At 61.2% G+C, this 3,875-nt stretch carries 3 protein-coding genes and 2 pseudogenes; 4 read left to right on the top strand and 1 reads right to left on the bottom strand.

Annotated elements, in window-relative coordinates:
• The 3 genes and pseudogenes from ubiA to QZ517_RS19765 all read left to right on the top strand — a co-directional run.
• Positions 1-197 (top strand): annotated as a pseudogene (gene ubiA / locus QZ517_RS19755) (4-hydroxybenzoate octaprenyltransferase); the annotation flags it as partial.
• 61 nt (positions 198-258) lie between these two features.
• Entirely contained in the window at positions 259-2,451 is a 2,193-nt protein-coding gene (locus QZ517_RS19760) for an OmpA family protein (RefSeq protein WP_294230691.1), read from the top strand.
• Positions 2,438-2,764: a hypothetical protein gene (locus QZ517_RS19765; RefSeq protein WP_283425915.1), complete on the top strand. Its 327-nt coding sequence runs from the start codon at positions 2,438-2,440 to the stop codon at positions 2,762-2,764. The genes QZ517_RS19760 and QZ517_RS19765 overlap by 14 nt, the downstream gene beginning before the upstream one ends.
• Positions 2,765-2,846: 82 nt before the next feature.
• Here QZ517_RS19765 and QZ517_RS19770 read toward each other — a convergent pair whose 3' ends face one another.
• Complete coding sequence (locus QZ517_RS19770; protein ID WP_294230696.1) at positions 2,847-3,191, bottom strand: metalloregulator ArsR/SmtB family transcription factor; 345 nt, start codon at positions 3,189-3,191, stop codon at positions 2,847-2,849.
• A gap of 33 nt (positions 3,192-3,224) precedes the next feature.
• On the opposite strand from QZ517_RS19770, the pseudogene QZ517_RS19775 reads away from it, so the two are divergent.
• Positions 3,225-3,875 (top strand): annotated as a pseudogene (locus QZ517_RS19775) (pyridoxal-dependent decarboxylase); the annotation flags it as partial.

Here is a 3,875-nt window from a genome sequence, read left to right on the forward strand (position 1 = left end):
TGATGGTCACCATCAACCACAGCCCTGCCGCAATGGCCGTCGCGCTTTTGGGACCGCTCGCCATGGGGTGGCACATGCAATGGCAATTGCGCCAACTCGACACGGACGATTCCGCTGTCCTCCTGCGCCTGTTCCGCGCCAACCGCGACACCGGCCTCATCCCTCTGCTGTTTTTCGCCGTCGCCTTTTTCCTGTGATTGCAAGCTGGGCCATAACGCCGTATCAACCATGCACCACTGGACGGACCACACTTTCTAAATGCGACTTTCTTCCCTCCTCATCCTTTTTGTTACCTTCGCCACGGCGGGGCTTCTGAGCCTCGTTGCCGCAAGCCTGTCTGCCGACCTGATCGAAGACACTTCCAAAACCACGGTAGAGCACGAACTTTCCAAGTCCGGCATGGACTGGGCAGAAGTGCACGCCGAAGGCTTGCAGATCTTCCTCGCGGGCGTGGCTCCTTCTGAAGCAGACCGCTTCAAAGCCATCTCCGCCGCCGGCCGCATCGTTGATGCCGCGCGGGTGATCGACAACATGGAGGTGCCCGCCACTGCCGCCATCGCGCCCCCCCGGTTTTCGGTAGAAATCCTGCGCAATGACGCCGGCATCTCGCTGATCGGCCTGATCCCAGAAAGCGCAGATCGTGACCGTATGTTGCGCGAACTCAAAGATATCTCCGCCAATGGCGAAGTTGCGGATCTGTTGGAAACTGCCGATTACGCCGCACCGTCTGGCTGGTCGTCGGCCACCCGCTTTGCCATCTCCGCATTGAAAGACCTGCCACGGTCCAAAATCTCGGTGAAGGCAGGCCGCGTTGACGTGACCGCCATGGCCGACAGCCCAGAAGAGCGTGCCGAGCTGGAGATTGACCTCACCCGCCGCGCACCAACTGGGCTTGAGATCAACCTAGATATCTCCGCCCCGCGCCCCGTCATCACGCCGTTCACGCTGCGTTTCCTGATGGACGAGGATGGTGCACGGTTTGATGCCTGTTCTGCGGACACCGACAAAGCGCGCGCCCGCATTCTAACCGCCGCCCGCGCTGCTGGCCTGACCGGCAACACCGAATGTGTGATTGGCCTTGGTGTGCCCTCCACCCGCTGGGCGGACGCCGTGGCCTCCGCGATGCGTGGTCTTGGCGACCTTGGCGGCGGCACGCTGACCATCTCAGATGCTGACATCACTCTGACCGCGCTGATGGGCACCGACCAGGCCTTGTTTGATCGGGTAATTGGCGAACTCGAAGGCACCCTGCCCGAAGCCTTTGCCCTGTTGGCCATCTTGCCACCCACACCCGAGGCTGACGACGACGGGGCTGTGGCTCAGGAGTTCACCGCCACGCTCAGCCCCGAAGGTCTGGTGCAATTGCGCGGCCGCCTGCCCAACGACATCGCTCGGGACACCACCGACGCCTACGCCCGCGCCCGTTTTGGCACCGAAACCGTGCATATGGCGACCCGATTGGACGAGACCCTGCCCCCCACTTGGCCGTTCCGCGTGATGGCTGGATTGGACGCGCTCACCATGCTCAACAACGGCGCGCTTCTGGTGACACCTGAGTCCGTGTCTATCACCGGCAAAACCGGCAACACCGAAACCAACAGCCGCATTGCACAGCTGCTGGCCGCAAAGTTAAGCCAAACCGATCATTTCGCGATCAACGTGACCTATGTTGAGGCGCTGGACCCGCTTGCAGGCCTGCCCACCAATGAAGAGTGTATGGCCAATATCAAAGCACTGCAGGACGAGACCAAAATTGCCTTTGAACCGGGCAGCGGCACATTGGACGAAAGCGCTGCTGCGATCATCGACAAACTGGCCGAAGAGCTGAACGCCTGTCCTGATCTGCAAATCGAGATCCAGGGCCACACCGACAGCCAAGGCCGCGAGAGCATGAACCAGGCCCTGTCGCAAACCCGCGCTCTGGCCGTTTTGACCGCCCTGCAAGATCGCCGCGTTCTGACCAAAGGCTTCCTTGCACTTGGCTATGGCGAAAGCCAACCGATCGGGGACAACGACACCGCTGAGGGTCGCGAAGCCAACCGCCGCATCGAGTTTGTCCGTATTGTACCGGAAGCGGAACAGGCTGAGGCCGCTGCCGCTGAAGAGGCTACTGAGACCACCGACGCTGCGGTAAACGCGACCGAAACTGAGGCTGAAGCCACCCAAGCCGACGCAGCAGCAAGCGATGACGAAGCTGAGGCAACCGAGGCGGACACCCCTGAGGCCGCTTCAGAGGACACCGGCGAGACAGCGTCAGAAGCCGCGACCGAGACCACCGACGAGGCAGCCCCTTCTGAGGACGCCGCCACCGACGACACAGCCACAGACGCAGTCGCCACCCCAGAGGCAGACGCCGCCGTTGACACGGCTGATGACACCACCACAGAGACACCCACAGACAACGCCGCACCACAAGACGGCGCAGAGGACCAGAGCAATGACCAGAATTGAGTTCATCCTGACCACAGCCGTCATTCTGTTTGTGGCCTTCTGCATGGGCTGGTTTGCCAATTGGCTGGTGCACCGCTTCACCCGCGTCGCGCAAGCAGACGTCGACCAACTGGAGCGCATGTCCCAGGAGCTGCACGAAGCTGAAGAAACCCGCGATCAAGCGATCACCTATCTCCAGCAGCGTGAGGCCGAATTGACCAATCAGCTGGCCCAAACCGAAGCCGAACTGCGCGCCGCCATGGACGGCCTGCGGGATGCCCGCCAAGAGGCCGAAGAGCTGCGCAACCACGTGGAGCATCTGGGCGGGGCGTAAGCTCTCAATTTTTCAGACCAAAGAACACCAAAGGCCAGTCTCGCAAGAGGCTGGCCTTTTTCTGTCCCGAGAGTCCAGGTCGCTATTTTGGCACCCCCAACACCACACCAGCCACCTTCATTGCCTCTCGCTGCGGCTTATAGAAAATCCAGTTGTTGATCTTCTTGCCGCGCACCAATCCGGCGGCACTCAGCTTCTTCATATGGGCGCTCACCGTGGGCTGCGACAGGTCCAGCTTCTCAACAATCCGCCCCACACAGACGCCATCCTCTACCAAATCCCCATCCACCTGTGGCGCAAAATGCGGTCGTGGGTCCAACAGCCACAGCATGATCTGTAACCGCACCGGACTGGACAACGCGGCAAAGACTTTTGCCTGCGCCGTCACCGACTCAGTTGACTCTTTCTCTATATCGTCAATTATCAATATAGATGATTCCTTATATAGATCGATCTCGATATGACCCTATCCCATGATCCCCTCACCCGCCAAGCCCAAGCCTACTCGCAAGGCGCAAAACTTGGCGCAACTTACCTGCAATCGCTCTCGGACCGCCAAGTGAACGCGGACACAGCCCAACTCTCTGCGCTTAACACCCCACTCCCCCAAAACGGCCAGACCCCCAACGACGTGCTCTCCCTGATGCAAGACGCGGGTGGTGCCGGCACCGTTGCCACCGCCGCTGGCCGTTACTTCGGCTACGTCATTGGCGGTGCCCTACCCGCCGCCTCCGGTGCCCGCGCCCTGCTGTCTGCCTGGGATCAGTGTGCCAATGCAGACACCGGCCCCTCGGTGATACAGATGGAGCAAACCGCCGTGCGCTGGACCATCGATCTGCTGGATCTGCCCGCCCAGACCGAAGGTGCCTTCACCACCGGCGCGACCATGGCCAACATGACGCTGCTGGCCACCGCGCGCGACACATTGTTGGACCGCCTCGGCCACCCCCGTGGCAAAAGCCTGTTTGGTGCCCCTGCCCTGCGCGTGATCGCCAGCGCAGAAATCCACGCCACCGTGCTCAAATCCCTGCGCCTGATTGGCCTTGGCTCCGACAACATCGAACGTGTCCCCACCGACGATCAGGGCCGCATGTGTGCCGACAAACTGCCC

It is taken from the genome of uncultured Shimia sp. (genome assembly GCF_913054185.1).
Lineage (GTDB): Bacteria > Pseudomonadota > Alphaproteobacteria > Rhodobacterales > Rhodobacteraceae > Shimia.

Bases quoted from the DNA above. Each gene is read 5' to 3' on its own strand.
- QZ517_RS19765 (WP_283425915.1), top strand. From the start codon at position 2,438: ATGACCAGAATTGAGTTCATCCTGACCACAGCCGTCATTCTGTTTGTG.
- QZ517_RS19760 (WP_294230691.1), top strand. From the start codon at position 259: ATGCGACTTTCTTCCCTCCTCATCCTTTTTGTTACCTTCGCCACGGCG.